The sequence below is a fragment of the Corynebacterium sp. genome (assembly GCF_030532965.1).
GTDB lineage: Bacteria > Actinomycetota > Actinomycetes > Mycobacteriales > Mycobacteriaceae > Corynebacterium.
This window is the reverse complement of record NZ_JAUNKC010000032.1, coordinates 1-26,393: the sequence shown is the minus strand read 5'-3', so window position 1 is coordinate 26,393 and position 26,393 is coordinate 1. Positions and strand designations below refer to the sequence as shown.

The following is a 26,393-nucleotide window of genomic DNA, read 5'->3' as shown; positions in this document are numbered from 1 at the left end:
GGTTTATGGCGAAAAACCTTGAAGCGACGATCATTCTTGGTGGCGTTGACGGCCGGTCAATTACCCCTGAAATGGGGTAATTTTTCGAGCTTGGAATTTCCTTACACCTTTTGCTGAAAAAATGCAAAATTTACGACGGGGGTAATCCACTTGTGGATGCGATGGGGGATTGGGTTTAGCTGGTGTTTTTTCTGGTTGTGGTGGTGGATTATGTCCCAATTAATAAAACGAAATTTTTCAGGTATAACCGGGTTTTCGCACTAAAAGAGGTGTTTTTAGGGAGCTTTAACAGTGCGGGGTAGCAGTTTTGTTGACGGGCCACCTTTTTTAGGGGGTGAAAATACCAGCAACATATATCTATCTAAAGAAAAAGCTGTTTTAAAAATGAGTTGTTGCTTAAGTTTTTTCAGTTCAATCTTTTTGAAACCTGATTTAACTGGGGATAGTTTTTAGTTAGTCATGTGCCCCACGGTTAACCAGCGGAACATGGCGATGGCAATCCCAATGGTCACGCCATCAAAATCCGCGCAACCTACCCGTGACCTCATGGTGGCGATGCAGCCGCCACAGGACGGGAACCAACCGCTAGCGCATCGCTCTCATCGGCGGCAAACATGCAGCTTATGAGCATATAGCCTGCTATCTCCGGGTAGGGGCGTCGATCAACATACAACGGCAGGAAGGATACTTCGCATGCGCACGTCCAGGAAAATGCGGACTGTAGCACACTCAGCCATACTGGCACTTGCATTGTCTACCGGTTCCATCGCGGTCGGCCCAGTTTTCGCCCCAATGGCGACCGCTACCCAAGTCAAGCCTGGAGTTATTAACTTCTCCAAGACAGACAACACCTTGACCATTCACAAACGCGAAGGCGTAGCTGGTCAAACGCAGGATAATGGTCTGGTTAACAACCGCCCATCCGGCAAAGCGCTGCCAGGAGTTACCTTCGAAGTCGCGTTGGTCAAACCAATCACCAATGCAGCACAGTTCACCGAAGCGGCGAAGCTGCGGTACCCCAAAGATAAAACTGCCATTGACCAGGCTGTAGCCACCCAGAACCAAAAAGTCACCCAAATCACTGGGACGACAGGCGAAGCCACCTTCCAGAATTTACGGCTTGGTCTGTATCTGGTCACCGAAACCAATGCGCCAGCCGATGTTCACCGCGCCCAGCCGTTCCTGGTCATGCTGCCTATGACCAATCCAACCAATAACAATTCGTGGAACTACAATCTCCACGTCTATCCGAAGAGCCAGCGGCAGCCAAAGCCAGTTAAAGAGGTCATGGATGCCAATGTTTACGCAGGCCAGAAACTCACCTATAAAGTTTCGAACGTCCTACCGGATCTGCCAACGGCAACCGGTGGCGGCTACCAGTCTCTGCTCATGTGGGACGACATTGACGAAACCCAAATGACAGTCATCGCCGATGACGTCACCGTGGCAATCGAAGGCGTAGACAAGCAACTGCTCAAGGGGACTGACTACCGGGTAGATGTTAATGCACAGTACACGCCAGCCGCAGGTACTGCAGGGTGGCAAAACGGCCAGCGCGTGGTCCGAATCAATTTTGAGCCAACCGGTTTGACCAAGCTCACCGAAGCTTACCGGGCCAACCCTGGCCAGGCGAAGGTTGCGGCAACCATCAAAGCCACGGTGAATGCGACTCGTACCCCAGTGGTGGAAAACGAAGCAGTGGTGTACATCGACAATGGCTCCGGTGGCGGTTTCGGCACCGTTCCTAACGGCGGCAATGGTGTTAATAACCCCACCCAGCCACCATTTGGCACCAAAACCGACAAAGTGACCAGCTTGTACGGCAACGTCAAGGTAATCAAGCATGAGGCGGGCAAGGAAAACGTCAAGATTCCAGACACCACCTTTGAGCTCTATCGCTGCACCGGCACCGCTACGGCACCAGTGCTTGACGGCAACAAGCTGACTGTCGGCGGCAAGACCAGTTGGACCACCCAAGGCCAAAACGGTGAGGTGGAGATTCAAGGCCTGCACGTCACCGACTTCGAAAACGGTGCGCAGGTTCCCAATGCCGCTAAGAAGTATTGCTTGGTAGAAACCAAGGCTAATTCCAAGTACGAACTGTCGCCGCAGCCGATCCAGTTCGACCTCAAGGCGGAGCAGGTTCGGGCGAAAATGACCCAGGATCTCAAAGTTCCCAACCTGCTGAAAACCACCCCTAACCTGCCGCTTACCGGTGGTGCAGGTGTAACCCTGCTAGGCCTGTTAGGCGTAGCGATCATTGGCGTCGGCGCCTGGTTCGCCCGCCGCAACACCGTATCGGGCTAGTGCCGATACGAAACACAAAAATCTAAGGAAGCCATAACCGATGCACACGATAACTAACGCCCCGAAAGCTCAGCCAAGCGCTTTTCGACGAATAGTGTTGCCAGCACTCATTGTTATCGTGGGCATCGCCGTTTTGGCGTACCCGGTTGTGGCCACCCAATGGAATAACTACAAGCAATTACATGTTGCCGAGGAATATTCCCAGCTTGAGCGCAGCGAAGAACCGATTGTGCTCAATGAAATGGTGGAAGCGGCACGGGACTACAATCACAACCGTGCCACTGGACCGATCCTCGACCCGTGGTTGGCACGCATTACCCCAGATAACACTGATTACCAGGAATACCTCCATCAACTTGATGCCTTTGATGTGATGGCTCGCCTAGTAATTCCCAGCGTGAATATTGACCTCCCAGTCTTCCACGGCACCACCGAAGAAGTGCTGCATAAAGGGGTAGGGCACCTATTCGGCTCCGACCTGCCAGTCGGCGGCGAATCAACCCATAGCGTCCTTACGGGTCACACCGGCCTGTCGGTGGCGACCTTGTTCGATAACCTTGCCGACGTCAAAACCGGCGACGCCATTTACATGGCGGTTGGTGGCCAACGGCTCAAGTATGAAATCCACGATATGCAGGTGGTCCTGCCAGACCAAACGGATTCGCTCCATAAACAAGAGGGCAAGGATTTACTCACCCTCATTACCTGCACTCCTTACGGAGTTAACAGCCACCGGTTGCTGGTTACCGCGCACCAAGTGCCAATGGATGAAGCCGACCAGCATGCCTTTACCAGCACGGGCATGAATGTCCAATGGTGGATGTGGCTCTTTGCCTTCGGTGCGGTGTGTGCCGCCGCTTTACTGATGAGCTGGATCGTGGTCATGGTTCGCCGGTCGCGCCGGGTAGCGGACGGGGCGCAATCATGAACTGGCGGCTATGCACCCGGTCGACGGTGCTGACGATCGGGATTTCCATAATCTGCGTCGTGGTTATCGCCATCTTCCAAACCAGCATCGCGCCGTTTGTGCAGGCTACCAATATCGTTACCGGCCCGGCGCGCCTTGATTGTGCTAATCAGCCCAGTACTGCAACGCTGCCGGAGGCGATTGATCTGACGGTTCATTTGCCGAAAGAGAACCCGTATGATGCCCAGGCGCAGGGGAATCCCCGACAGCTCGATGGCTATACGGTGAAGATTCAGCGGTTTTCGGATGCGACTTTAACTGATAGTGAAAAGTTGCATGCCAATTACAGCGTGACGACGGCGCTGTCTGGTCCAAGCAGCGCCTTCGCGGAAACGATCTCGGTGGTAACGAATGCCGACGGGGTTGCGCACAGCACTGGATTGGTGCCTGGACTGTATCTCTTGTCGGTGGATTCACCGACACATGCTGACGTGCAAGCTGCGGGCGACGCTACCTACGACGAAGCCAACGATGCGCACCCGCAGCCCAAGCGTCGAATAGTGGATATTGAACCGCAGTTGGTTATTTTGCCAACCATCGGTGAGGAATGTCTGTGGAATGAAGCTGTGGAAGTGTATGCCAAGCCTGCGGCTTCAGCGGCACCGTCGTCGGTGGCGTTTCCGGGCCCGTTGGGTGAGAACCCTACGGGCACACAGGAGCATGTGGGTTCTGGTTTTTCCCCAAAGAATTCTTTGGCGCGTACTGGTGCGAACTCAATTGCCGTCATCGTTATTGGTTTATTGATTGCTGCGTTGGGGGCATTCATCGTTTTCACTCGTAATCGCACTAACCCGAAGGACCGGAGGTAGCTTGCACATGCCATTCAGAGATAGGGTACGAACATGTGTTGCGGCGTTAGTGACGGTTGTGGTGTGCGCCGGAATGTCTCCTATTGCGGCGGGGCAACCTCAACCGCAGGTAATGGAACCGGATCGGCCTTCGTCGGCGGTTGCGAAATCTAGCAGTCCGGCTGAGCCAACGGGCTCAAAGCAGCAACCAATGGAGGTTGAGGAGCCGGAGCTTTTCGACGATCCGGGTGCTGGTAGCGCGCAATCGGCGCAGCTGAAGGCGACTGACCATGCCATTAGCAGGACGCGCCAACACACTTGGGATCTTCGCACCCGGGCGAATCTGCGTGGGGATGTTGACAATATCAGCGTGGAGTTTCCTGCGCTAGACCAGGTATTCACCGATCTTCGGCAGCTACGGGTGTGGCTGGTGACTGACACCCCGGACGCCCGTCCGACGTACCGACTCCTGGGGCTGACGGAAGATTCCGGCTTTGCCGATGGCTATGCGGCTGTTGTTGGCGAGAAACTTTCGGTCGAGTTCGATCCGCCAATACACGTGGCTGCCGATGCGCATATCCGGATGCAGTACACCGACCCTGCGGTGGCGTCGCTGGCTGGGGTGACCCCTTCTGTAACGGTGGCGGGCGAGGTGACTTACACCGCCGATATTGACAAGAAGCAGGAGGATTTCGTCGATGAGGTTGAGCAGCACACAGGCCAGTGCCGGTGGAATATAGGCAGTATTTCGTGGACGCGGAAGCGGATCGATAACTATTTAGGGTACGAAGCCACCTATGTTGTGGAGAGAACTGCCGGTTCCAGGTTGCGTAGCGACGCAATTTTCTTCGGGTTTAGATCGCAACAACACAGCGATGTTTTCTACCAGCCGGTTATTCACCTTGATAATGCGCTTTTGAAACATAATCGGGATTATCAACTGCAATACAACGGAAGCCAAGTTACTATTTCGTTTCCGTCCTCCCGCAGCCTGCTTCCGGGAACAACCATCAAAGTGGGTTTCATTTTCCGAGATGATATTGATGATGACGATATACCTCGCGTTGTGAAACCAACGTTAGGGGTGCGGGTGTGCGACCTCGTGGACCAGGATTGGACGGACTCGACTGCGGATTTCCTGAATGCCGCCATTGCGCCGAACCCTCCTGAGCTGCGTCGGTGTGGGCAACGGGTGGGAGTGGTTTTCGACTTATCTGCTTCTATCGGTGATGAGGGTTTGGCTAAATTCAAGGAAGCCGGAATCAACATCATTAACGGGCTTAGCGGTACCGCCACGGAACTTGGGATCTATAACTTTGCGTCCTATTCCCCGGCACAGCGAAGCGACACCGCGGGTAGAACGTGGAGCAACCCGCTGAGTTTGCACGATCCGGCTAATGTAACCAAGCTTATCGACGCCGTTTCTGCGTTGGCGATCGATAACCAAGCTGGCGGCACCAACTGGGAGGCGGGTTTGTCGAATGCGCTTAACCAGAAGCTCGATATCGTTTATTTTGTGACCGACGGTCATCCCACCAATTACATCGGCTGGGAAAACCAATGGGCGGAAGCGCCCGCGCACTGGTTGAATAAACGAGACCCCAACCGCTCAAACTGGCGATTTTTATTCGAGCAGCGCGGCGATGCCGGTTTCGTCACCCACGTCAGCGACATCAATCGTGCGGTTGCCATTGCCAATACACTCAAAAAACAAGGCACCCGTGTCGAGGCCGTATCGGTGGGCTTGGAAGGTAAACGGATCGGTGTGTTGCGAGACGAAGCCGCCTACCAGCAAGACGGCGATTACTGGGAGTACTACTATCCACGTGCCCGGTGGGGACAGGCTCGCGACGCATGGGGAATCCCGGAGAAAAACCGGGGTTTTTGGGGCGCGAAACCTGGAACTCCACAACCAGAAGACGTCGTGGATGTGTATGAAAGCAGCGCCGATAACGTCTACCGAGCCTACGACGAGGCTATCGCGGGATGGACGACTGACGTCGATATGCTGCAATACATTTCCGGCAGCAACCGCGACGCCGACTACCACGTGATTAAAGACTTCGCGTCGATTGGTGATGCGTTAGTCCAACGGGTTCTTAAGGATTGCCACAACAAAGTGATCGTCAAGAAAACCCTGCAGGAATACACGTCCAGCACGGAAAACGTTAACTATTCCGGCGGTGAGAAAGTTGCGGGTTGGAATTTCAATGCACGCATTGACGCGTCCGCGAAACTACGGCTGGTGAATGAATCCGCGATGACCAACCTGGAAGGCGAAGCGGTATTCGAATACCGCAGCACCGGGGCGGCGGGTGGCGACATCACCATTACCGAAGACCTCGGTGCCCAACCGGATGTGACCTTGAAGAAATTTGGAACCAACCAAGACGGTTCACCGAAATTTGCCCGCTGCACGAGAAACGGTGCGGAGCTAAAAGTCGGTGCTGTTCGAGAGCCGAAAAACTCCCGAGCCTATAAGCCAAACGCCTTTAGCGTCACGGTTTCCACCACAGCAGAAGCGGGGACGGCAGCCACGGGCCCGGTCATTTGCGAAGTAGAGAACATCAAAAAGCCGCTGTTTATCTCCGTGGCTGTCCAAAAATTCGGGTTAGACAGCGCCAATCCGGCCCGCAACCACAAAGTAGCTGGCGCGCACTTTGAATTGTTCGAAGCCGAGCCGCAAGGCAGTGGCTTCCGGATCGGCGATAAACTGCATGATTTCAACCCGGTGCCCGGCCAGGACGGATTCCTTGCACTGCCGAATGAAATTCTTGCCGGAACCTACTACCTGGTAGAGCGGCGCGCCCCCAACGGCTACCACCTACTACCAGCACCCGTGTTATTTAAGATTCAGCCTCGACCCGGTTCGTGGCCGCGGGGCATCATCCTCAATTCCGCCGATACTCCCGGCGTCGATGTGCACCACGGCAAAGGGAAACCTAAGCACAACGTGGTCTTTTACATCAACGACATTCAGCAAGGCGACCTACCGCTCACCGGTGGCGTTGGGGTCCACACGTGGGCCCTACTAGCCGCTGTGTTATTCAGCAGCGCCGTGGTTATCGCCCTACGAAACCGCAGGATATAGAATCTGATGGTGCCGGAGTTGACGGGCGGGCGGTTTAAAAAGCGTCCAAAACTCCGGCACAGGGGTTAAGCTATAACCGGAAAACAATCGCATATTGCCGCGGGAGCGCAGTTACAACAATCATGGAACCCTGCGCTGAGAGGAACCCAGGGCCTGGGATCGACCGCCTGAACCTGTCCGGATAATGCCGGCGAAGGAAGGAAAAACGTGAACACGCGTATCAGTGCTGCCAAAAATAACCGCAATGCGGCTCCGCAACCAGGGGAATTAACCACTGGCCCCATCTACCGCAGCCACAAAACCTACACCACCATCACCCACACCAATACCGACAACAGCACGACCACCATGCGGGTACCCGCACGTGCCATCGAACTGACAACCGGCGAAACCTTCGAGGTGTATGACACCTCCGGAATCTACACCGAAACCGACCTGCACCTGGATCTTGAAGCAGGATTGAGCAAACAGCGCAGCCAGTGGGAGCAATTGCCAGCGGTGTCGGCATCCGCACAGCAACCTGAAACCAAGGTGCGCACCCAACTTGCGTGGGCACGCGCCGGGATCATCACCCCGGAAATGACCTATATCGCGCATCGGGAAGGGTTTAGCCCGGAAGAGGTGCGCGAAGAAGTCGCCGCCGGTCGGGCGGTGATCTGTGCCAACCACAAGCACCCCGAGCTTGAGCCGATGATTATTGGTAAGAAATTTGCGGTCAAAGTTAATGCCAATATCGGAAACTCGGCCGTGACCTCCTCAATCGCCGAGGAAGTAGAGAAAATGGTGTGGGCGATTCGGTGGGGTGCGGATACCATCATGGACTTGTCCACCGGGCCGAATATCCACGAAACCCGGGAATGGATTTTGCGCAATTCTCCGGTACCGGTCGGCACTGTCCCCATTTACCAGGCGTTAGAGAAAGTAAAGGGAGACCCGGCACAACTTACTTGGGAGATTTACCGCGACACCGTCATTGAACAGTGCGAGCAGGGCGTTGATTATATGACGGTGCATGCCGGGGTGCTGCTGCGGTATATTCCGCTTGCCGCCAATCGAGTCACCGGCATTGTGTCGCGGGGCGGGTCGATCATGGCAGCTTGGTGTTTGAAAGAACACCAAGAGTCGTTCCTGTATACGAGGTTTCGTCAGTTGTGCGAGATTTTCGCCCGCTACGACGTGACGTTTTCGCTTGGCGACGGCCTGCGCCCCGGCTCCATCGCCGACGCCAATGACGAGGCGCAATTGGCGGAACTACGCACCTTGGGTGAGCTAACCGCCATCGCCCACGAATACGGGGTGCAGGTCATGGTGGAAGGTCCTGGACATATCCCGATGCACAAGGTGGCGGTCAACGTGGAGTGGGAAGAGCAGTACTGTAACGAGGCTCCGTTTTACACGCTCGGTCCGCTGACCACCGACATTGCCCCCGGCTACGACCACATCACCTCGGCGATTGGTGCGGCGATTATTGGGCAAGCAGGCACCGCGATGCTGTGCTACGTCACTCCGAAAGAGCATCTGGGTCTGCCGAACCGCGACGACGTGAAAACCGGAGTTATCACCTATAAAATTGCCGCTCATGCTGCGGATTTGGGTAAGGGGCACCCCAGGGCGCAGGAACGCGACGATGCGCTTTCCAAGGCTCGGTTTGAATTTCGTTGGCACGATCAATTCGCCTTGGCTCTTGACCCGGAAACCGCTATCGATTTTCATGACGAAACGCTGCCCGCCGAGCCAGCGAAGACGGCGCATTTCTGTTCTATGTGTGGGCCGAAGTTCTGTTCCATGCGGATTTCCCAGGACGTCCGCGATTATGCGGAAGCGCATGGTCTTACCTCGGCGGAGGCCATCGAGGCCGGAATGGCGGAGAAATCCCACGAATTCGCACAGTCTGGCAGCACGGTGTACGTGCCGATCAGCATCAAGTAATTCGTCGTTACCACCCCAGTAGTCTCTCAGATTTCTTATTTATTGGGTCATTGGCAACCGAGCGGCCCTTTGTGGGTGCCGCTGGGGGTGGCGGGCGGCTTTCTGGCGGAAGTAGCCCCGCATAGCTGGCTAATTACGGAGGAGTGGCCGTGCGTAAACGTGGGTGCCCAGGGGTGAATCTTTAAAGATAATCATTAAAAAGCATGGAATTAAACTAAGTAAATTGGTACTTTCTATGAGGTATTTAAAATTCTTTCCTCAGTACAAGGCGTGAAAGGTAAACCATGCTCAAAGCTCTATTCACCTTCCTCGCGGCGATCTCCGCGTTGGTTGCCCAGTTTTTCGGCCAGATCGTTGGTGCCGAGAAGCTCCAATCCCTCGGCCTGGAGGGCTCGTCCCGATGGGTGAACCAGCATGACGAAGGCGCAAGCCTGGCCCAGGACGTGCCAGCGGATGCTCATGTTGCTACCGCAAGCGAACTAAAGGAATTGCGCAGCGGCACCTGGCGTTCGGTCGCCCGGCCGACGAACACCTCCATCTCATTCGGTGGCTATGTGTCTGATATGGAAAATGGCTATGTCAATAGCAAAAACGAGCTTGAGGAGTTCGGGGACAATGTTCCTGCCGACCTTCAGCAGCTCAGCGGCTATTTCAGCTGCAATATTGGTTTCGGCTTCGTGTGGTTTGAAGATTCTGTGCTGCGACTTTCCAAGTATGGAATCTCCACTAAGAAAGCATGTTCTCCGATCCAGGATAAGCGTAACGCCGAATTGGTTTCGTTCCTTGCTGCAAAGCCAATGGTGTACCTGGATGGCTCCGGCATCATGTATCTCAAGCGCCCGGACGGCAAGGCTGCCGCGTTTAAGCGTTAGCGCTTAGGCACAAGAAAATCCTAGATACAACCAGTGGGTGCCTACCGAACTTACGGTAGGCACCCACTGGTTTCGTTGGTCGCGTTGAACTCTGTACTAAGTTAGCTGGTCACTGCGGTGGGTGACTCTGGCCGGGTTTCGGTAGCTGGTTCGTCGGTTGCGTCGATGGGATCTTCGTTGACTGCTTCGTCGAAAGCGGAATGTCCGTGCTCGGCAGCATCCCATACTTTCTGGTTCAACAGGCCTTCCCGCTTGGCTACAATCACCGAAATTAGGTTCTGGCCAGTAACGTTAACGGCGGTGCGGCCCATGTCAATGATCGGCTCGGTGGCCAGCAACAGACCCACGCCAGCCAGCGGCAGCCCCAAAGTGGACAGCGTCAGGGTGAGCATGACGGTAGCGCCGGTGGTGCCTGCGGTTGCTGCGGAACCAAACACCGATACCAAGATGATGAGAACGTAGTGGGTGAGGCTCAATTCCACGTTGTAGAAATTCGCCACGAAGATCGCCGCGATCGCGGGGAATACCGCGGCGCAGCCGTCCATCTTGGTGGTAGCGCCGAGCGGGATTGCGAAGGAGGCGTACGCCCGGGGAACCCCCATTGACTTTTCGGCAACCCGCTGGTTAACCGGCATGGTGCCCATGGATGACCGGGTGACGAAACCTAAGGAGGTGATTGGCCATACCCGCTTGAAGAATCCGAGAACCGGAATGCGGTGGTAGGCCAGTACTGCCGGGTAGATGCCGAAGATGACCACCGCGAGGCCGAGGTAGATCACGAAGACGAATTGCGCCAGGGATCCCAAGGCGTCCCAGCCGTAGGTGGCTACCGCGTTTCCGAGCAAGGCGGCGGTGCCAATCGGTGCCAGGCGAATGATCCACCACAGTACAACTTGCACGACATTGAGTAGGGATTCGGTGAAGCTTAAGAATGGTTCGGCGGCTTTGCCTGCTTTAAGGGCGGCGATGCCAATAGCCATCGACACCACGATCAGTTGCAGGGCGTTGAAATCTAAGGTGGTTCCGGAGTCCTGAACCTTTGCGGTCAGGCCGAGGATGTTATTCGGGATGACGGAATTGATAAAGCCGAGCCAGGAGCCAGTTTTGCTTGGTTCCGCAGCGGTGGCTGCGTCAATATTGCTGTTAATTCCCGGCTTGAAAATCAGCCCGATAACGATTGCGGACGTTACCGAGAAGAACGCGGTGATGGCGAACCAGATAAGGGTTTGGATGGCCAGCCGCGCGGCGTTGGCTACTTTCCGCAGATTGGCGATTGAGGTGACCACTGCCGCGAAGATAAGCGGCGCGATCATGATCTTTAATAATTGAACATAGGTGCCGCCGAGCCAGGCTAAAACGCTGCTCAGCCAGCTCATTTCCTCTTCCGGTAGCCCCGCGTTGAGGTTGCGGGCCACCAAGCCGAGGACGATGCCGACGATCAAACCTAGGGTGATCTGGGCACCAAAGCCACGGAGCCACGCGGGTATAACGCGCGACTTGGTTGCTTCATCAGTCATGAATGTTCTCCTTAACCAAGAATTATTGCTAATGAAGCTTTAGACTAAGCGGTCTGCGATTCTTTGTAAAGTTGGTGGGGCTCCGGGTAGGTTATCCTGGTTTTTCTTTCATTCGATGCCTGCTAAAAACGCAGTGCACATCGCTTTTCGACGCACCCGCGCCGCCGTTTCCGAAAAAGGTAGACCGCTTAGTCTAGGTGGCTAGCCGCGCAGTACCCGAAGTGCCCGCTTGGCGCGCAGTGAAAACGGCACTGGGGCTTCCACTTCGGGTATTTCGGGATCAAGTGGCGGGCAGTTTTCTATTTCGCGTACTACCAATGCCCGCACGTGCTTGTTATAGGGCATATCTTCATGCATGACGATGGCGTGCCGAGCGCTGTCTTGCACATAGATATTGGTGCAGTGCCGACCATCCAAGAAGCAGGATTCCACCGGGGTGATGATGGCATCGGAACGGGTGGAGATACAGCTGTAATGAATGCCGGGGATGGTGTCGCCATTGGCGTTTAAGGCGTCGATAAGCGGTGAATCGCTGAGCATTTCAAAGCCAGACGGACCGAACCACGCGGTGATGAGCTGGTGAATGCGACGTTCCACATGCGGGGTGAGTGCAGCGTCGGGCAGGAAGCCGCCCGGCTGGGTGCCGTGATTGGGTACCGAGAGGCAAATGAGTTGGTGCACTTTCTGGCTGCCGCCTAAAAAATGCATCCAGTACCGGGCTAATATTCCGCCTTGGGAATGGCCCACCAGTATCGCCTTTCTTGCGCCGGTCACGGTTAACACCGCGTCGATGTAGGCGCCGACTTGTGCGGCGGATTCGGCGACGGAATCGGTGCTTCGATTTCCGAAATCTGGCGCGAAAACCGCGTAGCCAAGCTCCCGTAATTCGGTGCCTAATTCGGCCCAGCAGGCTTTGGTTTCACCGGTGCCGTGGATGAGGATGACTGGGCAGGGGCGCTGCGGGCTGGTGCGAGAACGCCAGTCGTCTTCAAAGATTTTTGCGGTGGGTATCCGAGCCACCAGCGGTAAGTTTTTACGCTTGGGGGTTGGGGAGCCGGTTTCGCCTGCTGATTCTTCGGGTTGCTGGTTGGTTGCGGGGGATTGTGCGGGTGTTGGTGTCATAATATCCAGCAAACCAGAATTTCAATTCCCGTGCTGTTCTGCCTGAGCCGGATAACCTTTACGGGCGGAGACGCTGGCGTGATTGGGTATCCAGAACCGAAATTCGGCCTCGGTGTTTTTCGTGATGCCGATCCGGGGTCCGCGGACAATCTCCGGTGTAGCGCTGCGTTCGGTGAACTGCACCAGCGGGCCATAGATGGATTCTTTATTAAGCTCCAGGCTTAAAGCCAGGGCGGCGCCGAGATTGCCGGGGCCTTGGGCGAGCCGGTGAAATGGCATTTGGCCGCGCCGTTGTAGCGCGAGCGGGATGCCGTCGATGACTTCTCCTGCCCGTAGGAGGCAAGCTTGCCCGATGCCTTCCGGTGCGCACACGATATTTCCCGCCAAATGGATTCCGTAGGACCGGTAGACATAGAGCCGGGCGGGTGGGCCGAACATGGCTACGTTGCGTTTGGTCATTCCGCGATAGGTGTGGGAGGCGGGGTCGGAGGTGCCTAAATAGGCTTCGACTTCGGTGATTCGGATGGTGACCCCAGCGTGCGAAATGGTGGCCCCCAGCAATTGCGGGGCAACGATATTGGCTGGTTGTTCGAAGTCGATCATTAAAGACAACTGTAATCGAAACTGGGGAAGTTGCGTTTCCGAGAGAGCGTTCGCTAGATTGGTGACACTTCAACAATATAGCATTGGTGAAGGTCAACTTTTCTACGAGAGAAAGAGTAAAGACATGAACGTTTCCGAGGCAATTAAAACCCGCCGCGCTATTCGTAACTACACGGACCAAGAGCTCAGCGACGAGGTCGTTGATACCGTCGTTTCCCTTGCGCTAGAGGCGCCAACCGCGTTTAACCTGCAGCGTTCCGATCTGGTCGTGGTGCGCGATCAGGCCGTCAAGGACGGATTATTCGCCGCTTCCAACCAAAAGCAGTTACGGGATGCACCAGTTGTTCTGGTAGTTGTCGCACGCACCGGAATGCCTTCCGACATCATCGATATTCTTGGTGAAGACTACGGGGCAGGCGTGGTGAAGTACTTCGAGTCGCTCGATGCCATAAAACTGCGCGAAACTGCGTTGAAAGACGCCATGTTGGTTGGGGCATTTGCACTCATCGCTGCGCAAGGTGAGGGCTTGGCAACGTCGCCGACCACCGGTTGGGACGAAGCTAAGGTGCTTGAGGCAGTCGGGTTGCCGAACGATGGTGAGCACGGCGTCGCCCTGGTTATCGCCATGGGCTATGGCAATGAGCAACCGGCGCATCCGGGCCGGATCGCTTCCAGGCGCATCAACGACCGCTACTAAAAACGGCTGCGCTGAAGCGTCAGGGCGGCTAAAGCGTCGTAAAGCGGGCGGCATTGGGTCATAATTGAAATAACCGCCCCGTCTTTGAAAGGTATTTCGCATCATGACCCATCTTCCCGGACCGCTGATTCTGCCGTTTAACGGCAAAACACCACGTATTCACGCCACTGCCTACATCGCGCCGACCGCAACCATTATCGGTGATGTGGAGATCGGCGCGCATTCTTCGGTGTTTTATGGGTGCGTGCTTCGGGCGGACGTGAACGCAATCCGGGTGGGGGAGCGAACCAATATTCAGGATAATTGCGTGCTGCATGTCGATTCCGACGCGCCGTGCACGCTTGGCGACGACGTCACGGTTGGGCATTTGGCGCTCGTGCACGGCTCCACCGTGGACAACGGTGTTCTGGTCGGTATGAAGTCGGCGCTGCTATCTCGCTCCCATATTGGTGCGGGCTCACTTATCGCCGCAGGTGCGGTGGTGCTAGAGGGCCAAGACATCCCCGAAAAGTCGCTCGCCGCTGGGGTTCCGGCGAAGGTGCGCCGCGAGCTTTCCGACGAACAATCGCAGGCGTTTATCCCGCATGCCGCCCGATATGTTGAAACGGCGGCCGGGCAAGCTGACCTGTCCCAGGCGCTAAGCCTTTCCGAGGTTCGCTACGAATAGAAACATAAGGTGGGGACGACGGGCATACTCGTCGTCCCCACCTTATCTATGCGCTGCACTAAGCGGGAATCCCCAATCAGTTAGATGGCGTATTGGGAAGACCCGGTGGTGATTTGCTTCGCAAAATTGATCGGATCGGTCAACAGTCCGCTCAATGCGACGGAACGGGCTGCTGCCCGCGCATTGTCGATATGGGTGGGAATCACGCGCACTTCGACGTTGGCGTGCTTCGATGCGCGTAGTGCGCGGCCAACCGCGTGGGCATCTGCGGAGTTTTCAAAGGCAGAACCCGCCAGAACGATGGTGTCCGGTGAGGTTTTCGACGCCAAATCCATAGCCGCCGCCTCGACGCTGGTGTAATTGCCCACTTCCAATAGCTTCACGGAATTATAGGTGTGGACAGCGGCACCGATGGAATCATCCACGTAGAAAATCAAGCCCCGGTGTTCGTGCACCTTAGGTACCTTTGGCAACCGTTTCTGGTTTGGCCGTGGTTTCGGGGCGGGTTTCGGTGGGATCTGTGTGTGCTGTTCGGCACCGGCAATCGCCTCAATGACACTGGCAATGGTGATCGGTACGTCCAATGCCTGGTGCAGAGGATTGACGATGTCCGCATGATCCCACCCTAAATTTGCTGCGGTGATCAGTGAGTGGTCGTCCACTATTCCTGAGGTGGAAATTCCCAAGTTCGCCAACGGTAGTTTGCTGTCCGACACCATGCGGATGATGTGCGGCACCATTTCGTTGACGAAGTTTTGAACGCTGTGGTCCGCCGGGCTGATCTCCACGAATTGTTCCCGAAGCAATTGGCCGCGGGTGCCGTAGACACCCAGGTAGGTGGATTTCGTGCCGATAGCCATGCCGACATGAACCCATGGGCTTGGGGTGAGCTCAAGTGGGATCTTTGGTCGGCCGGGCCCGATTGGCATGATTTTGTCGGGACGTTCCCGAACCAATTGGGCGCCCATCAATCCAAGTACCGCACGGGTGATGGTTGGTTGAGAATGTGGGGAGTGGTCAACCAAGAAGGTGCGGGTTACCGGCTGCTTCAGTCGAATTAATTGTAGACATAGCGCGGCCGGATTACTCGGTCCGGTAAAAATAGTCGAATGACTAAAGCTGCTTTCAGTTCGCATGGGAAGAAAGCATAGTGGCAGTAGACTATTCTGTCTAATTCATGTATAGGAAAAGACGTTAAAACAGAAATGTCGATACGTCCGCAAGGATGTAATCAGTGGTCAGGGAAATATCGCAAGGTCATCTGGTTTTTATTACTTTAGAATGTGTGATAATCCTTCAATTTCAAACTATTGCTTTTTGCTACCTTGTTGAGCAATCACGGATTTTTCGATCAATCTTTCATGCTTATTATTGCTTATCTGTATAAATCGCCCAGTTAAAAGCTGCCTTATGTATAAAAATAATCGCTCGTAGTTTGGCAAAAAATTAATAACTTTATAAGTTTTCGAGGTGTTGCGCAATCATAGGTAAAGCAACCGCGGCAGTACTAGCCCAACTGAACGCACACAACGGCGACAGTTCTGTTTCAGCAGGCGAAATCTCAACGATCGGGATACCCAACCGATACGCCACAAGCGGCAGCGAGGCAGCTGGTTGTACCACCCCAGAAGTGCCCACGATCACCACCACATCGGAATTCATCATCCAATGCTGGGCGATCAGCCACTCATCCTCCGGCAAGGCCTCGCCAAACCACACCACACCCGGGCGGATCAGGCCGCCACAGAACTCACAGGCAGGCGGCGTTAACCGCGCGATGGGGGCGTCGACAAGCGAAATATCGGCTGCGGCCGCATCGCAATCAGTACACCGCCAGGCAAACAAACTACCGTGCAGGTGACTCACCAATTCCTGGCCAGCCCGTTCATGCAAATTATCAATATTCTGCGTCGTTACATGAAACTCCGGCACCAACTGCGCCCACCGCGCCAACGCCACATGCCCAGCATTAGGCTGCGCTTCGGCGGCAAGATGGGCCCGCCACAGATACCAAGCCCACATCGGCTCCGGATCCGTGCGCCACGCCGAAATGCTCGCCATCGCCTGCGGGTCGACGTTTTCCCACAACCCAGTCTCGTCATTTCGGTAGGTATCCAAACCGGACTCCGCCGACATTCCCGCACCACTAAACACATGCACCCGCTTTGCTTGCCTAAGCAACCTGAGAAAATCTAATGGGCACTGTGCAATGGAGTCTGCCGAAAATCGCCTGTTCATAGCGCCCATTCTATTGATTTATGGTGCTGGGGTTTAGAATTTACAGACATGCCTTTCGTTTTCACGCAACCGGATACCGACGGACTGCACGCGCGCACAATGACAGCCGCGGACGTAGAGCTACGCGCCACCGCAGTGCTTAGAAATCGAAACCGGATCACCCACCGATACGATCGGTCGGATTTAGAAGCACCACACCTTGGCCAATACTTAGAATTCGACCCAGCCCGGGGCGACATAGGCATTGTCTTGGAAGACGAAACCAACACAGCAATCGCCAGCATGTGGGTGGGCTTCATCAAAGCCGACGGCTATGTCGACGACCAGGTGCCCGAACTGGTGGTCAATGTTGACACGGAATGGCAGGGGAAAGGCTTAGGCGGCTGGTTGATTAAACAAGCCGTGAACCACGGACGCACCCACGGCTGGCCGGGCATTTCCCTCACCGTTGAGCCCGAAAGCCCCGCACGCAGGCTTTATGCACGCAACGACTTTGTTTCGAAAAACACATCCGGGGTGATGCTACGTACGCTTAGCCCAGCAATCAACGCTGTCGCCGTCTACTGCGGTTCCGTAGTCGGCAACCGCCCTGAGTTCGCGGTTGCCGCCCGGGAACTTGGCGAAGAACTGGCGCGCCGGGGAATCACAATGGTCTACGGTGGTGCCAGCGTTGGTTTAATGGGCGAAGCCGCAAACGCGTGCCTTAATGCTGGTGGCGACGTGATCGGGGTGATGCCAAAAGACTTAAAAGACCTCGAATTGGCGCACCCAAACCTGAGCCAATTAGAAGTCACTGAGAACATCATGGCGCGCAAGGTGCGCATGGAGGAATTAGCGGACGCTTTCGTCGCGCTGCCCGGCGGGATGGGTACCTTGGAAGAATTATCCGAAGTTTTAGTACGCCAACAGCTCGGTCCGTACACCGGGCCGGTCGCCCTATACAACGTTGGGGATTACTGGACGCCGCTTCTCGACGCCCTCAGGGCCATGGGCGAAGATGGATTCATTTGGGAACGGTACCTCGACGCGATTGTGGTCGCGGATACTATTGACGATCTTTTTGATGGATTTAACAATTGGGCAAATCCCGGCCTGAAGTGGCAAAAAAGACGTCTGAGGACCTAATGTCTGCCCCGAACAGGGGGTAAACCAAAGGAAATAATCGCCTTATATTTTTGAATCACTGTATGGGGTAAAAATCGGGTTTAACCGTTTGGGGTTAACCTTAACCAAGCCTACATTTAGCCAGGTTGGGTGCAATACAATCTGGGGTATGTCCGATCAGCAGAGATTGCGCACCATGATTAGTTTCCATTTCTATACCGGGTCACGTCTCATGCAGCGGATGTACCGCCCATATTTTGACGAATGGAACATTACCTATCCGCAATACCTCGTATTGCTATGCCTGTGGGAAAAAGACGGCCAAACAATCGCCGACTTATCCACACCACTCGACTTGGATTCCGGTACCCTTTCGCCGCTACTTAAACGCATGGAAGCTAGTGGATACGTGCGCCGACAAGCCGACCACAAAGACTACCGCAGGGTCCTATTTTTCCTAACCCAACGCGGCAAGAAGCTCCAGGCACAAGCAGCCGACATGGAAGCCGAAGTCACCGCAATGCTTGGACTCGATGCCGACGATCTCAACGCCATCACCGAAGTCATGGCGAAGATCAATCCCGTTATCGAATAATCAACCCCATAAACCACACCACCTATTAATCCCTGCGGGTGGTGTAAGTTTCTCATGCATGATTTCCGAAAAAGGATTCTCAAATATAGGGGCTCATGCTGTGTATGGATGGTTTTAAACAATGCGGTACCACTTAACTACCTGCATTATCAGCGCAATGGCTAAAAAGATAAGTGATACACTGCATCCGAGAAACAACCGGGTTGGTTTAGCATTTGTTGTCGTGTAACAATCGGGATCGGGATAAGGATCTTTGCCCATTATCTCGCGGAGGAACGGTTTCAATTCGCGAAACGGTAATTGGGGGAAAATTCCCCGAATTCTTAACCATAATGCAAATTCCGTAGCGTTTACGGTAATGAAAAATAAAACAATGGACGGAAGATTGTTCTCCCAGTATTTGTGGAAAAATAGCACACCAATAATGAAAATTATAATTTGACCAAGGGCTGAGAAAAATAAGTATTCAAACAAGAAATGCCATCCCGAAAATGGCTTTTTCTTGAGCTCTTTTTCTTTCAAAAAGTCGTAGTAAACTAAGTATATTAAAGCTGGGATTATTGCGAATAAAATGAAAGTTCCAGGGTTAATCAAAGAGTTCATCGATCACCTTTTCGTCAACAAATTCGCCGATTTCTACTGCGGGTTTTTGAATTTTTCTGAAAGGTAGATAGCGCCAGCTATTCCTCCTGCACCGCTTCCGAATGGTCCGGCTGCAGAGCCTGCAAATCCACCAGCAGCTCCACCAACCATTCCTCCGGCAAATGATCCTAACGATTCTGCAAACGGTACTGCACTTCCAGTCTGTGCTGATTCTATGCCACCTTTAACAATGTTGATGCCATCTCCAATGCCACCTGCCCAACCTATAACTGTGACGGTACCGCCTGACCAGCATGCTGGTTAAACGCCTCACCCTCGCTACCGACAAATCCATACGGTTGCGCCCCCACCAACAATGCTGCGCCCCGGTTACAGTCATCAGAAAAATCCAGCCACTGCTGCGCGCACGACATCACCGCTTGCTCATCACCGCCGATATAAAACTTAGGCTTGTCAAACACAATAAAAATCCGGCGACAACGCAGCAGGTACACCTAGGCCCTAACAAGCCCACATAAACAACAATCAATAGAAATCAAGCTATAAATATCGGTACGGGCACGCAACCACCATTACCGCCGCATAAGGCAAAATCTAGCCACCCTGCCGCTTGGTTTTCGCGGTGGCAGTGGCGGTGAGCGGGTCCTCGGGCCAGGGGTGCTTCGGATACCGGCCGCGCATCTCAGCTCGGACTTGGTGGTAGCTGCCGGACCAGAAGCTAGCCAGGTCATCTGTGATGGCCAATGAGCGACCAGCAGGGGAGAGCAGGTGGAAAACCACAGGTTGGCCGCAGAAGACGGGGGATTCGGTGATCCCAAAACACTCCTGTAGCTTTACCTGCACGATCGGACGGCCGTCGGAATAATCGATAGGCACCGCCCGGCCGGAGGCGACGGTGAGGGTTTCCGGCGCAAGCGTATCGAAGGAGCTAGCCTCCGGCCAGGGCAGGAGGCGCCGTAGCGCAGCGTGCATATCGATCTCAGCAATCGAAGCGCCCTGCGCCAACGCGGTTAATTCAGGTTGCAGCCAGTGCGTCGGGTCGAGCTTGTCGACGTCCACCCACGGCTGCCCAACCTGGTGGTGGATGAAGTTCAGGCGATGGCGCAGCGCGGTTGCGCTGGTAGAAAATGAAAACATATCTAAACCCCGGCGCGAGATTTCAGCGGCGATGGCTGATTGGGCAACCGCAGGCGGGACCTCATCAAGAGCGACGTTGGTGGTATTTAATACGATTGCCCCAGCTTGGGTGATGCGTTGTGCTTTGATCGCGCCGCCGTAGATTCGGCAGGAATAGTCGGTGCTGATTCCGATGATCTCTAGCGCCGAGTCTTTATCGATTTCCGCGGCCGCATGGATCACCGCAGTGCCGCTGCTGCTGAGATTAACCGTGGCAACGGCCACCCACTCGGCATGTGATAATCCCAGGTGAGCTGGTAAAATTGCGCGACTGCCGCGGGCGAGAAGAAACACTGGATTACCGTTTTCTTCACCGATGCGGTTGGCAATCTGATCAGGGAATGCCAACCCCACAACAACGCCTGGTTCCACAGCTGTGGTGGGCACCTGGGCGGTGGGGGCGTCGAAAAGCGGCGTGGCGATCCGCGCCAACCGTGCAACCTCGGCGGAAAACCGCGCCGTGGGTCGTAGCTGAGAGATAACCCGCGCGATGTCGCCTCGTGGATCCTCACCCAATGCGGCAATGGTTTCGGCGGCGGCCGGGCCTAGCTGCGCCAACGCCCGCGCCAGGCGTGGATCGGCGGGAACCAGCGCTAGTTTTCGGCCCAGGTCGGTCACCTGTCCGTGAATATCCACCGCGCCTAGTTGTCGCAAGGTGTGCGTCGCGGAGTGCCAGGCTGACTGTGGCGGTGTGTCAGGCAACGGCAACTCCGTGATGCTCGAACCCCAACACGCCACGGCCAGGGCGGGCCACGTTAAATCCGCCGACATGATTTCTGGGGCGGAAAACTCGGCAAACCGCTGGTATTCGCGCTGTTCATACATGCGTACGACGGTTCCGGGCCCCTCCCGTCCCGCGCGGCCCGCCCGCTGGTCGGCGCTGGATTTACTGCAACTTACCGTCACCAGCCCCGTCATTGCGCGACCGGCGTCGCGTTTAGGCACCCGGGCTAAGCCGGCGTCTATCACGAGCCGAACCCCGGGCACAGTTATCGAGGATTCCGCGATGGCGGTCGCAACAACAATGCGCCGCCCATCAAACCGTAGGGCTCGATCTTGTTGCGCCGCCGATAACTGCCCATGTAAGGCGAAAACCGGAATATCCGTCGCGTCTGCAAGCAACGCCTGGCATTGTTCCACCTGGCGCAGCCCCGGTAGGAACACCAAAGCGGAATCTGGCTGATCGTGCATGCGCTCGAGCGTGTGTTGCGCGACCGCCGAGATGAAGTCGCGGCTGCATTCAGCGCGTCCGGGCACAGGCTGATAGGAAATATCCAGCGGAAACGTTACTGCATCGGTTGCTATCACAGGTGCGGATAATAACCGCGCGAACCGATCCGCATCCACGGTGGCCGACATGGCTATGAGTCGGAGATCGTCACGTAATTGCTGCAGCTCAAGAAGCATCCCCAAGAGTAAATCGGTTTCTACTTGGCGCTCATGAACCTCGTCGATCACCACGGCCCCGACCCCAGGCAATTCCGGATCGCGCAGTAACCGCCGCACCAAAATGCCAGGGGTAACAAATTCGATGGATGAACCGGGCCGGGCATCGCCCCGCACGCTGTAGCCAATCCGGTCACCCACCGTGGAACCATCCAGTTCCGCTAATCGACGCGCCGCCGCCCGCACCGCGACCCGCCGCGGTGCCGTGACTATAACCTTTTGTGGTGCGGTTAAATTGGCTACGGCCGGAGGAACCACGGTGGTTTTGCCGGTACCGGGTGGTGCTTGTACCACCACCGCTGAAGCGGGATCGGCTAAGGCTGCGGTGATGCGATCTGTAGCCGCACTTACCGGCAAAGTGGTACCGATACTTTGAAAATCAAAAATCACAGTCCCAACCCTAGCGGGTTTCACCAAAACCGCTGATTGTTACTGTAGGGGGTAGCGCTGCCCCCGCCCATGTCAGAGGTAATTTGTAAGGTGAACTCATGACAGGCATCAATACATCACACACCTCCATCGATTTAACGGAAACTGGGTTGGTGAAATGCGAAGATAATCAATGGCGGCCACCGTGGGCAGTGCATGACCCACTGCTACGCGAGTACTACGACGGTGAATGGGGACAACCCATAACCGATGAAAAAGGAGTTTTTGAACGGCTGTGCTTGGAGGGGTTCCAGGCCGGATTGAGCTGGCGGACTGTGTTGAATAAACGCAAGCACCTTCGGGCGGGGTTATTCAATTTCGATCCGGAACAGCTGGCGCTTCTCACGGCGACGGATATTCCGCGCATCATGGAAAGCCCCGGCATGGTGAAAAACCACCGAAAAATCGCGTCAGTGCTTAATAACGCCATAAAGACGCTGGAATTAAGGGACACCGAACACGGTGATCTTGCGCAATTGATTTGGTCGTTTGCCCCGGAAACGCACACAAGCCCAACATCGATTGCGGCTATCCCCACTACCAGTCCTGAATCGACTGCGATGGCTGCAAAACTGAAAGAACTTGGTTTTAGTTATGTTGGGCCAACAACCTGTTACGCCCTGATGCAAGCCATTGGAATCGTGGATGACCGGGTGGTGGGAGCCGCACGTGGGAGACCGAAAACGGCTGACTAACCAAGGTTGGGCACTTAATTCCGAGCTGATTGCCGAATGCTGTCACATTAATCGGCATCTATTGAAGAATGCGTTCGTTGCAGACGCCAGGCAGCTACACTAAAACACCATGAGCAAAAAAGTGGCAGTGGTAACTGGTGGATCATCAGGAATTGGGGAAGCAACAGCGAGAGCGCTTGCAGCAGACGGCTGGCACGTGATCGTTGCCGCACGGCGAAAAGAAAACCTGGACGCCATCGCGAAAGAAATCGGTGGACAGGCTATTGAATTAGACGTAACCGATGAAAAATCCGTTGCGGACTTTGCGGCAGCGATCACCGACTGCCACCTACTGGTCAATAACGCTGGCGGTGCCAAGGGTCTGGATCCGATTGCCGAAGCCAGCATTGAGGACTGGCAATGGATGTACGACACCAACGTGTTGGGCACCCTGCGCGTGACCAAAGCGCTATTAGAGGTTCTCACCCGGTGTCAGGGCCACATCATTAACATGTCCTCCGTGGCTGGTTTTGCCCCTTACGCTGGCGGTGCTGGCTATAACGCCGCCAAGTTTGGCGTAACCGCAATGAATAAAGTCATGCGGATCGAATTCGCCGAACGAGGAATCCGAATCACCGAGATCAATCCGGGTCGAGTAAAAACCGATTTTTCCTTGGTGCGGTTTAAAGGTGACGCAGACAAAGCCAATGCCGTCTACGCCGATAAGCTCAACCTCACCGCGGAAGACATCGCCGAATCCGTGCGGTGGGTGGCGGCATTACCAGAACATGTCAATATCGATCGCATGGTCATCACCCCACGCGACCAGGTTATTTAACAGTTTTGATCTAGCGTGACTATTAGTTCCATCATTGCGCTTTTAAGCGTATGGATAGCGGCCATTACGCTGCCAGGTCCGGACACCCTACAGATCACCCGGTTGGGTACCAAGGAAAAACAAGCCGGAATCATGTGTGCGATCGGCATCATGGTGGGAAATACGGTGTGGATTACCGCCTCCCTGATCGGGCTGGCCGCGATTATGGCAAGAACCCCCACCATTATCCATGCGATCCAACTAATAGGTGGCGGGTATATTGCCTGGATCGGGTTCAGCTCCATCCGGGCCGGCCTGGGGGCGTTGCGGCAGCGCACACCCCACAACGCGCATGACGACGGCGAAGCAATTCCTGATCCGCCCGGCCACCAGCCGTCGCTAAAGCATCTATCGCCTCAGGCGGCGTTGCGAACCGGCATTTTGACAAACCTGGCTAACCCCAAGGCCGTGGTGTTCTTCGCCGCAATATTTGCCCAGTTTTTGCCCCCACATCTCGGAGTGACAGGGGCTGTGATCATTGCTGGTATCTTGATTGTTACCGGATTGCTCTGGTTCGTGGGTTTCGCCCTTGGGGTGCACACGATGGCTGCGAAAATAGTGAAAAACGCTGCAATTATCGATATCGTTTCGGGCATTATTTTCGCAGTAATTGGCGCAGTAATGATCTATGAGGGGGTATGGGGGCTGGCAACTGTGTTGTAAAGCCGAAGCGAATTTTCTGACGCCACTACAATGGTGTGAAAACGACTATGAGCCGACCATCACCCCACACACCTCAACAAATCAAACCCGCCTATTCAAACGAACGCATAAGAAAGGATCTATAGATCATGATCGTCACAACAACCAATAACGTCGACGGCCGCACCATCGCCGAATACATTCGGGTGGTAGCAGGCGAAAGCATCTTCGGCGCTAATGCGTTCAAAGACATTGCCGCAAGTTTCCGCAACCTAGTCGGTGGCCGCAGCCAAGCATACGAAAATGAACTCATCAATGCCCGGGAAGCCGCCCTGGGCGAAATGGTGCAGCGCGCCATCGAACTGGGCGCTGATGCCGTGGTCGGCGTCAACGTGGACTACCAGACCGTGGGCATTGACGGTGGCATGCTCATGGTGGGCGCGACCGGTACTGCCGTGCGTTTCGCCTAAACTATCTGGTTATGCAACCGATGGAAGTCGCGATACGCGTTGACGTAATTAAACTGGGGCAGTTTATTAAACTTGCCAGCTTGGTCGAAACTGGTGGAATTGCCAAAGAAGTAATCGCTAACGGCCAGGTCACCGTCAACGGGGTGGTGGATACCCGCCGCGGCAAAACCCTACGGGACGGCGACGTGGTCTGCGTGGGCGACATGTGCGCCCAGGTAAAAGCCAATGTCACCGACGATGACGACGATTATTTCGACGAAGCCACCGCCGATGATGACTTCGACCCAGAAGTGTGGAGGAACATGTAAATGCCAGCGTTTCAAGCTGAACCCGGCATGCCCTATTGGATCGACTTGACCAGTTCCGATGTGCGAAAATCCGCACATTTCTATTCGGAAATCTTGGGATGGGAGATTGAAGAAGTAGCGGAAGAATACCGCATCGCCCGGGTTCAAGGTTTGCCGGTCGCTGGCTTCGTCCAACGCCCGGTTGAAGCGAATCAGCCCGACACCTGGGTGACATACTTCCAATCCGCCGATATTGATGCCGATTGCGCAAAAGTAACCGAATTGGGCGGCCGGGTGCTGGTTGAACCCATGGAAGTTCGGCTCGGCCACATGGCCGTTGTGGTTGATAACGCGGGCGGCATGTTCGGTTTGATCCAGCCTGCGGGCGAGGATTCCTTCATCGCCGCCGGTGAACCAGGTACCCCAGTGTGGCATGAATTGACCGCCACCACCGGCTACGACAAGGCCTGCGAGTTTTACCCGGAGCTGTTCGGCTGGGTGACGTCGACAAGCGAAGATGGGGGATACACCACCGCGCTTGTCGACGGCGCTGCATTCGCTGGCATCTTCAACGCGGTTGGGCAGTTTCCGCCGCAGGTGCCCAGTTTCTGGCAGTCCTATCTCGGGGTTCTCAACGTCGATGACGCGGCGGCACAGGTGCCAGAACTTGGCGGCGAAGTAATCCGCGACCCCTTCGACTCTGGTTTCGGGCGCATGGCGATTATCGCCGACTCCACCGGCGCAACCGTCACCCTTTGTGAGGTACTACCACCGGTTGAGGAAGGCCGCGAATCTGATCCGCTTGAAGGAATCGATCTGACAGATTTCACCTTCTAATGCTTATCGACGACCTCACCGACGCAATACTGTCGTGCTGCGATCGCATCCCGCCGGGAATGGTCGCAGCTTACGGCGATATTGCCGCCCAGGTGGGGTGTAATCCACGCCACGTCGGTCGGATTATGCGCACCCACGGCCATTTGACCTGCTGGTGGCGGGTAGTGCGTGCCGACGGAACCAGCGCGGTGGCCGACCGGGCGCAGCCGCTGTGGGAAGCGGAGGGTATTATAAGCACCGCCGGGCGGGTGGACATGGCTTCGTGTCGCTTTGATTTCGATGATCGTGGTGGTGACTTTCCCCTTTTTCACCCAAAAAGCCCCTGAGTTGATGGCATAAAGCCGGTAGTCGAAGACGGCACCAGGTGTAAGTGGTAAAGAGGCGTGTTTTTGAAAGGTACTAATGAGGTTTTCTCACCGGGGAAATGTGTGTGAATTTTTGACCTGTGGTTTTGG

At 55.2% G+C, this 26,393-nt stretch carries 26 protein-coding genes and 1 riboswitch; of the genes, 17 read left to right on the top strand and 9 right to left on the bottom strand.

All coding sequences use genetic code 11. The annotated features are described in order from the left end of the window. Positions 1-544: 544 nt before the first annotated feature. Positions 545-727: a hypothetical protein gene (locus Q4D85_RS12345; protein ID WP_303200817.1), complete on the bottom strand. Its 183-nt coding sequence runs from the start codon at positions 725-727 to the stop codon at positions 545-547. On the opposite strand from Q4D85_RS12345, the gene Q4D85_RS12340 reads away from it, so the two are divergent. From Q4D85_RS12340 to Q4D85_RS12315, 6 genes are all read left to right on the top strand, one after another. After that, entirely contained in the window at positions 712-2,307 is a 1,596-nt protein-coding gene (locus Q4D85_RS12340; protein ID WP_303200816.1) for a SpaH/EbpB family LPXTG-anchored major pilin, read from the top strand. The genes Q4D85_RS12345 and Q4D85_RS12340 overlap by 16 nt on opposite strands. A 40-nt stretch (positions 2,308-2,347) precedes the next feature. After that, positions 2,348-3,235, top strand: coding sequence for a class C sortase (locus Q4D85_RS12335; protein ID WP_303200814.1), 888 nt, complete (start codon positions 2,348-2,350; stop codon positions 3,233-3,235). Continuing rightward, positions 3,130-4,083 (top strand): LPXTG cell wall anchor domain-containing protein, encoded by a 954-nt coding sequence (locus tag Q4D85_RS12330; RefSeq protein WP_303200813.1) that lies wholly within the window; start codon positions 3,130-3,132, stop codon positions 4,081-4,083. The genes Q4D85_RS12335 and Q4D85_RS12330 overlap by 106 nt, the downstream gene beginning before the upstream one ends. Positions 4,084-4,090: 7 nt before the next feature. Beyond that, positions 4,091-7,153: a VWA domain-containing protein gene (locus tag Q4D85_RS12325; protein WP_303200811.1), complete on the top strand. Its 3,063-nt coding sequence runs from the start codon at positions 4,091-4,093 to the stop codon at positions 7,151-7,153. Positions 7,154-7,242: 89 nt separating this feature from the next. Further along, positions 7,243-7,369: riboswitch (TPP riboswitch) on the top strand. Further along, positions 7,361-9,082: a phosphomethylpyrimidine synthase ThiC gene (thiC, locus tag Q4D85_RS12320; protein WP_303200809.1), complete on the top strand. Its 1,722-nt coding sequence runs from the start codon at positions 7,361-7,363 to the stop codon at positions 9,080-9,082. It overlaps the preceding riboswitch by 9 nt. A gap of 284 nt (positions 9,083-9,366) precedes the next feature. Continuing rightward, positions 9,367-9,954, top strand: coding sequence for an META domain-containing protein (locus Q4D85_RS12315; protein ID WP_303200807.1), 588 nt, complete (start codon positions 9,367-9,369; stop codon positions 9,952-9,954). A gap of 101 nt (positions 9,955-10,055) precedes the next feature. Here Q4D85_RS12315 and Q4D85_RS12310 read toward each other — a convergent pair whose 3' ends face one another. From Q4D85_RS12310 to Q4D85_RS12300, 3 genes are all read right to left on the bottom strand, one after another. Then, entirely contained in the window at positions 10,056-11,471 is a 1,416-nt protein-coding gene (locus Q4D85_RS12310) for a dicarboxylate/amino acid:cation symporter (protein ID WP_303200806.1), read from the bottom strand. Positions 11,472-11,672: 201 nt separating this feature from the next. Further along, on the bottom strand, positions 11,673-12,593 hold the full coding sequence (locus tag Q4D85_RS12305) for a triacylglycerol lipase (RefSeq protein WP_303200804.1): 921 nt from the start codon (positions 12,591-12,593) through the stop codon (positions 11,673-11,675). 21 nt (positions 12,594-12,614) lie between these two features. Then, positions 12,615-13,196: a DNA-3-methyladenine glycosylase gene (locus Q4D85_RS12300; protein ID WP_303200802.1), complete on the bottom strand. Its 582-nt coding sequence runs from the start codon at positions 13,194-13,196 to the stop codon at positions 12,615-12,617. 124 nt (positions 13,197-13,320) lie between these two features. Between Q4D85_RS12300 and Q4D85_RS12295 the strand changes: the two genes are divergently transcribed. Together Q4D85_RS12295 and Q4D85_RS12290 are read left to right on the top strand one after the other, a co-directional pair. Beyond that, positions 13,321-13,893, top strand: coding sequence for a nitroreductase family protein (locus tag Q4D85_RS12295; protein WP_303200801.1), 573 nt, complete (start codon positions 13,321-13,323; stop codon positions 13,891-13,893). Positions 13,894-13,996: 103 nt separating this feature from the next. Then, a complete protein-coding gene (locus tag Q4D85_RS12290; protein ID WP_303200799.1) occupies positions 13,997-14,560 on the top strand; it encodes a gamma carbonic anhydrase family protein in 564 nt (187 codons plus the stop codon). Positions 14,561-14,640: 80 nt separating this feature from the next. Here Q4D85_RS12290 and Q4D85_RS12285 read toward each other — a convergent pair whose 3' ends face one another. Beyond that, positions 14,641-15,696: an ROK family protein gene (locus Q4D85_RS12285; RefSeq protein ID WP_303200798.1), complete on the bottom strand. Its 1,056-nt coding sequence runs from the start codon at positions 15,694-15,696 to the stop codon at positions 14,641-14,643. 319 nt (positions 15,697-16,015) lie between these two features. Next, on the bottom strand, positions 16,016-16,798 hold the full coding sequence (locus Q4D85_RS12280; RefSeq protein ID WP_303200797.1) for an NAD-dependent deacylase: 783 nt from the start codon (positions 16,796-16,798) through the stop codon (positions 16,016-16,018). 48 nt (positions 16,799-16,846) lie between these two features. On the opposite strand from Q4D85_RS12280, the gene Q4D85_RS12275 reads away from it, so the two are divergent. Beyond that, entirely contained in the window at positions 16,847-17,923 is a 1,077-nt protein-coding gene (locus Q4D85_RS12275; protein ID WP_303200796.1) for a TIGR00730 family Rossman fold protein, read from the top strand. A gap of 148 nt (positions 17,924-18,071) precedes the next feature. Beyond that, on the top strand, positions 18,072-18,497 hold the full coding sequence (locus Q4D85_RS12270) for a MarR family winged helix-turn-helix transcriptional regulator (RefSeq protein ID WP_303200794.1): 426 nt from the start codon (positions 18,072-18,074) through the stop codon (positions 18,495-18,497). Positions 18,498-18,611: 114 nt separating this feature from the next. Here Q4D85_RS12270 and Q4D85_RS12265 read toward each other — a convergent pair whose 3' ends face one another. From Q4D85_RS12265 to hrpB, 3 genes are all read right to left on the bottom strand, one after another. After that, positions 18,612-19,100, bottom strand: coding sequence for a hypothetical protein (locus Q4D85_RS12265; RefSeq protein WP_303200793.1), 489 nt, complete (start codon positions 19,098-19,100; stop codon positions 18,612-18,614). A gap of 263 nt (positions 19,101-19,363) precedes the next feature. Further along, positions 19,364-19,561: a hypothetical protein gene (locus Q4D85_RS12260; protein WP_303200792.1), complete on the bottom strand. Its 198-nt coding sequence runs from the start codon at positions 19,559-19,561 to the stop codon at positions 19,364-19,366. Positions 19,562-19,694: 133 nt separating this feature from the next. Further along, positions 19,695-22,112: an ATP-dependent helicase HrpB gene (hrpB, locus tag Q4D85_RS12255; RefSeq protein ID WP_303200791.1), complete on the bottom strand. Its 2,418-nt coding sequence runs from the start codon at positions 22,110-22,112 to the stop codon at positions 19,695-19,697. A gap of 98 nt (positions 22,113-22,210) precedes the next feature. Between hrpB and Q4D85_RS12250 the strand changes: the two genes are divergently transcribed. The 7 genes from Q4D85_RS12250 to Q4D85_RS12220 all read left to right on the top strand — a co-directional run bounded on the left by Q4D85_RS12250 (position 22,211) and on the right by Q4D85_RS12220 (position 26,264). Continuing rightward, a complete protein-coding gene (locus Q4D85_RS12250) occupies positions 22,211-22,846 on the top strand; it encodes a DNA-3-methyladenine glycosylase I (RefSeq protein ID WP_303200790.1) in 636 nt (211 codons plus the stop codon). Positions 22,847-22,955: 109 nt separating this feature from the next. Beyond that, positions 22,956-23,663, top strand: coding sequence for an SDR family oxidoreductase (locus tag Q4D85_RS12245; RefSeq protein WP_303200789.1), 708 nt, complete (start codon positions 22,956-22,958; stop codon positions 23,661-23,663). A gap of 15 nt (positions 23,664-23,678) precedes the next feature. After that, entirely contained in the window at positions 23,679-24,365 is a 687-nt protein-coding gene (locus Q4D85_RS12240) for a LysE family translocator (protein ID WP_303200787.1), read from the top strand. A 128-nt stretch (positions 24,366-24,493) separates the two neighbouring features. Next, positions 24,494-24,814 (top strand): heavy metal-binding domain-containing protein, encoded by a 321-nt coding sequence (locus Q4D85_RS12235; protein WP_047260876.1) that lies wholly within the window; start codon positions 24,494-24,496, stop codon positions 24,812-24,814. A gap of 11 nt (positions 24,815-24,825) precedes the next feature. Then, positions 24,826-25,122: an RNA-binding S4 domain-containing protein gene (locus Q4D85_RS12230; RefSeq protein ID WP_303200783.1), complete on the top strand. Its 297-nt coding sequence runs from the start codon at positions 24,826-24,828 to the stop codon at positions 25,120-25,122. Beyond that, on the top strand, positions 25,123-25,938 hold the full coding sequence (locus Q4D85_RS12225; RefSeq protein ID WP_303200781.1) for a VOC family protein: 816 nt from the start codon (positions 25,123-25,125) through the stop codon (positions 25,936-25,938). It begins immediately after the preceding gene. Beyond that, complete coding sequence (locus Q4D85_RS12220) at positions 25,938-26,264, top strand: MGMT family protein (RefSeq protein WP_368502298.1); 327 nt, start codon at positions 25,938-25,940, stop codon at positions 26,262-26,264. The genes Q4D85_RS12225 and Q4D85_RS12220 overlap by 1 nt, the downstream gene beginning before the upstream one ends. Positions 26,265-26,393: the final 129 nt, after the last annotated feature.

Bases quoted from the DNA above. Each gene is read 5' to 3' on its own strand.
- Q4D85_RS12295 (WP_303200801.1), top strand. From the start codon at position 13,321: ATGAACGTTTCCGAGGCAATTAAAACCCGCCGCGCTATTCGTAACTAC.
- Q4D85_RS12245 (WP_303200789.1), top strand. From the start codon at position 22,956: ATGAGCAAAAAAGTGGCAGTGGTAACTGGTGGATCATCAGGAATTGGG.
- Q4D85_RS12310 (WP_303200806.1), bottom strand. From the start codon at position 11,471: ATGACTGATGAAGCAACCAAGTCGCGCGTTATACCCGCGTGGCTCCGT.
- Q4D85_RS12335 (WP_303200814.1), top strand. From the start codon at position 2,348: ATGCACACGATAACTAACGCCCCGAAAGCTCAGCCAAGCGCTTTTCGA.
- Q4D85_RS12290 (WP_303200799.1), top strand. From the start codon at position 13,997: ATGACCCATCTTCCCGGACCGCTGATTCTGCCGTTTAACGGCAAAACA.
- Q4D85_RS12305 (WP_303200804.1), bottom strand. From the start codon at position 12,593: ATGACACCAACACCCGCACAATCCCCCGCAACCAACCAGCAACCCGAA.
- Q4D85_RS12340 (WP_303200816.1), top strand. From the start codon at position 712: ATGCGGACTGTAGCACACTCAGCCATACTGGCACTTGCATTGTCTACC.
- Q4D85_RS12225 (WP_303200781.1), top strand. From the start codon at position 25,123: ATGCCAGCGTTTCAAGCTGAACCCGGCATGCCCTATTGGATCGACTTG.
- Q4D85_RS12275 (WP_303200796.1), top strand. From the start codon at position 16,847: ATGCCTTTCGTTTTCACGCAACCGGATACCGACGGACTGCACGCGCGC.
- Q4D85_RS12285 (WP_303200798.1), bottom strand. From the start codon at position 15,696: ATGCGAACTGAAAGCAGCTTTAGTCATTCGACTATTTTTACCGGACCG.
- Q4D85_RS12265 (WP_303200793.1), bottom strand. From the start codon at position 19,100: ATGAACTCTTTGATTAACCCTGGAACTTTCATTTTATTCGCAATAATC.
- Q4D85_RS12270 (WP_303200794.1), top strand. From the start codon at position 18,072: ATGTCCGATCAGCAGAGATTGCGCACCATGATTAGTTTCCATTTCTAT.
- Q4D85_RS12280 (WP_303200797.1), bottom strand. From the start codon at position 16,798: ATGAACAGGCGATTTTCGGCAGACTCCATTGCACAGTGCCCATTAGAT.
- Q4D85_RS12325 (WP_303200811.1), top strand. From the start codon at position 4,091: ATGCCATTCAGAGATAGGGTACGAACATGTGTTGCGGCGTTAGTGACG.
- Q4D85_RS12230 (WP_303200783.1), top strand. From the start codon at position 24,826: ATGCAACCGATGGAAGTCGCGATACGCGTTGACGTAATTAAACTGGGG.
- Q4D85_RS12235 (WP_047260876.1), top strand. From the start codon at position 24,494: ATGATCGTCACAACAACCAATAACGTCGACGGCCGCACCATCGCCGAA.
- Q4D85_RS12220 (WP_368502298.1), top strand. From the start codon at position 25,938: ATGCTTATCGACGACCTCACCGACGCAATACTGTCGTGCTGCGATCGC.
- Q4D85_RS12315 (WP_303200807.1), top strand. From the start codon at position 9,367: ATGCTCAAAGCTCTATTCACCTTCCTCGCGGCGATCTCCGCGTTGGTT.
- Q4D85_RS12250 (WP_303200790.1), top strand. From the start codon at position 22,211: ATGACAGGCATCAATACATCACACACCTCCATCGATTTAACGGAAACT.
- Q4D85_RS12300 (WP_303200802.1), bottom strand. From the start codon at position 13,196: ATGATCGACTTCGAACAACCAGCCAATATCGTTGCCCCGCAATTGCTG.